Annotated in this window: 4 protein-coding genes and 1 pseudogene; all 5 read right to left on the reverse strand. The window is 68.9% G+C overall.

Annotated features, from left to right (window positions below; genetic code table 11):
* Window positions 1–282: 282 nt before the first annotated feature.
* On the reverse strand, window positions 283–852 hold the full coding sequence (locus ACZ3TS_RS42505; RefSeq protein ID WP_467628491.1) for a helix-turn-helix domain-containing protein: 570 nt from the start codon (window positions 850–852) through the stop codon (window positions 283–285).
* Window positions 849–2222, reverse strand: a complete 1374-nt coding sequence (locus tag ACZ3TS_RS42510; protein ID WP_467628494.1) for a helix-turn-helix domain-containing protein — start codon at window positions 2220–2222, stop codon at window positions 849–851. Before ACZ3TS_RS42510 ends, ACZ3TS_RS42505 begins: the two co-directional genes overlap by 4 nt.
* Before the next feature lie 204 nt (window positions 2223–2426).
* Window positions 2427–2708 (reverse strand): annotated as a pseudogene (locus ACZ3TS_RS42515) (helix-turn-helix domain-containing protein); the annotation flags it as partial.
* A gap of 138 nt (window positions 2709–2846) precedes the next feature.
* Window positions 2847–3722: an SMP-30/gluconolactonase/LRE family protein gene (locus tag ACZ3TS_RS42520; protein WP_467628497.1), complete on the reverse strand. Its 876-nt coding sequence runs from the start codon at window positions 3720–3722 to the stop codon at window positions 2847–2849.
* A 227-nt stretch (window positions 3723–3949) separates the two neighbouring features.
* On the reverse strand, window positions 3950–4108 hold the full coding sequence (locus ACZ3TS_RS42525; RefSeq protein ID WP_467628499.1) for a hypothetical protein: 159 nt from the start codon (window positions 4106–4108) through the stop codon (window positions 3950–3952).
* Window positions 4109–4351 lie beyond the last annotated feature (243 nt).

Consider the following 4351-nt stretch of genomic DNA (forward strand, 5'->3'; position numbering starts at 1 on the left):
AACGTCACCCGCTCCCGCCTGGGACGACTCGTTCGCCAGGGATTCCTCGAGCAACCCGGACGTGGCCGCTATCAGAAACGGACTTAACGCCCTCTCACTCACGTGTGCTTGATCTCCTGAATCGGGAAAAGGTGCGTTGACCTGTGTGCGTCGGCGAGCAGGCCGACGTTCGGTGGCTGCTGAGCGCGGGCGAAGGAGGACCCCGAGCACTGCTGTCTTCGGGATGGCTCGCCATCGGTCCCGCGGTCTGCCGGGCCCGGCCGGGGACCCGTGTTGCGGCGCTCATGACCGTTTCCTCGGGGCGCGGGCTGGGCCGTGGTTGTGCTTGGGCCGCATGCGGGTGCCCGCCTGGTGCAGGAGCCGGTAGACGGTGCCGACGGAGTAGCTGCACTCCTCGGCGAGGCCCGGCACCGTGGCGCCGGCCTCGTACCGTGCCCGCAGGGACAACGCGAGCTTCTTGCGCCGCGCGGCATCGGCTGCGGAACGGATGCGCAGTGTCTGCTGCGTGGTGCGGGGTGTGCCCCCGGCCTCGATCAGCAGGCGCCGCGCGGCACGTCGTGTCACGGATCCTGCTGCGGCCAACTCTGCGAGCGTGGCGCCCTGTTCGTCGTAGAGGCGGCGCAGACGGGTGGCGAGATTGCGGCGGGCTTGCCCGTCGCGCATCCGGCGCGTCTGCCACGAGGTGCGCATCACGGTCCCGGCCTCACGCAGCCGGTTGAGGACCGTGCCGTACGACAGGCCACTGCACGCCGCGAGTTGGTCCACGGTGGAACCGGACTCGTACTGCTCCCGCAGTGCGTTCGCGGTGACCTGATCGTCGTGATCGGCCGTGGGTCGAGGCGGTGGGTTCACGCTGCGGACTCCCATTCACTGAGGGCTTCGGCATGGGCGGCGGCCAGCTCGTCGTAACTGCGCTGGTCGGCAGGGGTGATGAGGATCAGCCGTCCATCGGTGGCGATCCGCCAGTCGGGAGCGGCGCGGCCCGTGACCGGATCTAGGACACATCCGTCCGGGGTCTGCCACGTGGGGGGAATCTCGTCGGGGCGTGGCGCGGGAACCAGCACCTGGCGCCCGTCGCGGACGATCACTACGGCCTTGCTGCGGTGCTCCGACAGCCGCTCCAGCGCCTGTTGGTACGCCGCGCGCTCGGCGGCGTGTACCGCCTTGCGCCGGGACGCGACGCCCGCGGTCCCGTGCCGTACCGCGACTGCGTCCCAGCCGCGGGCCGGCTCGGCGATCTCTTCGGCCGCAGCCTCCAGGGGGCGGTCACCGAAGCCCTCCAGCGCGCGAGGTGCCAGGGTCCAGGTCTCACCGCTGTGGTGGACAAGGCCGTGGTCGGCCAGACGCCGTAAGGTGCGGTAGAGGGTGGCGCGGGAGACGGAGGACGAGCCGACAAGCTCGGCGACCGTCTGCGCCGCACGGGCGTGCAGTGCGCCGATGATCACCAGTGCGGCGCTGCCGAGACCGCGGTGGGCGAAGGCGTCGTGGCCCATCAGACGGCCGATGACGGTGGAGTCGAGGTCGGCCGTCGTGCCCGTCTCAGGGGTGGGCCACTCTTCAAGTGCCAGGTCGGGGGGGGACTGAGTGGTTCGGAAACGAGAATGCGGAGCAGGCATGCTGCGGCGGTCGGGGCTGCCCGCGGCGAGATACCAGGTCGAGCCCTCGCGGCCGTGGCCGACGCGCAGGCGTCGCAGCCAGCCCCGTGGTTTGAGGACGGTCTCGTAAACGACCCGGAGGGTCGTGCGGGATATCCCCGCTTCCTCCGCGGTCTGCCGCTCGCTCGCGTGGTGCAGGGGACCGCCCGCGATCTCGGCGAAGTTCAGATGTGCCCGCAGGACCCGCAGTGCGGTTCGCCCACGTTCCCCACGCCAGGGCGTCGTCTCGATGCGGTCACGCAGCGCGGCGAGCACCTCGTACGCGTGGTGCCGCGATTCCTGCATCGTCGTGCTGCTGACCGCGGCCGAGGCGCTGGCCCATACCCGGCCGATGTACGCCAGGGCACGTGACTGGCCGGAGCGCAGCGCGATGTTCCGGGCGTGCCGCCCACCTTCGTGCTCGGGGTGGAGCAGTAGTCGGGCCAGCTCGTCGACGGTGCCGCCGGCGCGAGCGACATGGCAGGCGATGGCCGCCGTGATCCGGTGCCCGTGCTCGGCCGCGCCCTGACGGCTCTTACGCGGGGACACGTTCTGGCCGTCGGCGGCGAGCTTGCTGTAACTGCCCACCGCGTAGCGGCCGGTGAGGTCCCCGAGCAGAATGAGATCGGCTGCCGCCGTAGGCAGATGATGAAGACCCAGTCGCTCGCCTGGGTGAAACGGCCGTCGGAGAGAACCTGTCTGGTAGGTGCTGTGTGGCACTGTGGAGCCGTCCCGCAAGGACAGAGACGCCACCCAGGCCCGCTAAAACCACGGGTGGTGTCCGGTACCGACCTTGGGGTCGGCTTCGCGCAGGGTCCGCAGGAGCCCGGGCGCGCGGTTGGCGAGCAGGGCGATGACGGCCGCCGTGCAGGCGTGGGCGGTGCCGACGGAAATGCCGAAGCCGGCGGCGAGTTGGGCGAGGGTGTCGTGCCGCCGCAGGTACACCAGGCCGACCAGCGCACGCTGGTGCGGCGGGAGCTTGCGGCGACGGTCACCCTCGCGGGTGACGATGAGCATCGTGACCCACTCGACCAGCGCATGAGGCAGGTCGAGTACGGCAGGACAGGCAACCAACAAGGCTCCCGTGCCAATGAGTTGAGACGTCGAACACCTCCCTCAACGGCATAGGAGCCTTGTCCGTTGCGGACGCCGACATCGTCACCCGAACAGTGGTCACACTGAAAGAGCTCACTGTCCCGGGCCCGCCCGCATTCAGCGCAGCCGCGCGAGCAGCAGATTCGGATCCGTGCGCGTGAGGTACGCCCCGCTCGCCACGTACACGGTCGAGCCCTTGACCGCCACCGACGTCGGGTTCTCGATCCCGTCCGCCGCCGTCAGCACCGTCTGAACCGTGCCGTCCGAGCTGACGATGCTGGCCTGGTTGGTGCCGTTCTGGGCGGCCAGCACCTGGTCGCCGCGGCCGGTGAAGGTGAAGTCGTCGATCCCGGACAGGCCGGTCGCCTTGACGGTGTCCGTACCTGCCGTGCCGTCCTTGTTGATCGGTACCCGAAGCAACGTGCCGTTGCCGGTGTTGGTCACCCACACGGCGCCGTTGTGCACCTTGACACCGTTGGCCCCCAACGAGGACGTCGAGGTCGAACCGGGCTGGAAGTCGCCTCCCTGTGTCCATAGGGAGGCGGCCCTCGTCCTCAGCGACACCTTCCACACGGTGCCGGACGAGGAGTCGGTCGCGTACAAGGTGTCACGGCTCGCGTCGATCGCCAGGCCGTTCAGCACCTTCACATCGGGCATCGCCACCACCAGCACGGGAGTGCCACCGCCCGCCGGGATCCGATAGATGCCGGAATTGGCGCCCGCGTTGTAGTTGACGTAGAGCGTGCCGTCGGCGGTGCGTACGATGCCGGACGCCGTCGCGCTGCCGGTGGTCGGCGCGGGAAGGGTCGCCAGTACGGTGATCGTCCCGCTCGTGGCCACCTGGGCCACCTGCCGGGACTTCTGGAACGTCACATCGGCGGCCCCGCCCGGCTCCAGCGTGATGTTCTCCGGCTGCTGCAGGGCGGCGATGTCGAAATGGACGACCTCGCGCGCATCGCTCAGCGGCGCGGTGGCACCGAAAGCGGTGCCCATGGTTTGTGTGCCGACGGCCAGTCCGGCGAGCGTGACCGCGCTCAGCAGGAGGGAGCGGCGACAGCGGCGAAGGCGAATGGAAATGAGGGCTCCCGGGTCGTTCGCGGACCGATGCGAGCAGTTGACGGGCCTGATGCTCGCAACCTTGTCTGAGAACAGTCCAGGATTCGCATGAGAAACCCCCTTATCACCGTGCCAAACGGCGCCGCGCGCTAGGGCCGGCGGATTCAGCTGATGTGCGCGAGCAGCAGATTCGGGTCCGTGGGCGTGAAGTACGCACCGCTCGCCACGTACGCGCCGCACCCTTGACCGCCACCGACGTCGGGTTCGCGCCGAAGGCCGAGTACCGGCCCGATGAGCATCCGGCAAGGGGTCTGTACGGTCACTGGTGTAACTCCCGAGCTGGAAGCGACAGTTGATGACTGACGTGGTGAGTAACACCGAGGCCCAGGAAGTGCCCGTCTCTCATGCCGATCGACTTGAGCGAGGCGATGTGCTGGACCGATCTATTCTGGTGCCCTCAATCGGATTCCGCTCGCCTGATTCGAAAATCCCCCGTCCCGTGTCCGTAGTCGCTGGTCAGGCAGCTCCTTCTGCTTGGAGGGTCACTTGGTAACCGAGTTGGTTGA

The sequence above is a fragment of the Streptomyces sp. NPDC022910 genome, from assembly GCF_055561075.1.

Bases quoted from the DNA above. Each gene is read 5' to 3' on its own strand.
- ACZ3TS_RS42520 (WP_467628497.1), bottom strand. From the start codon at position 3,722: ATGGGCACCGCTTTCGGTGCCACCGCGCCGCTGAGCGATGCGCGCGAG.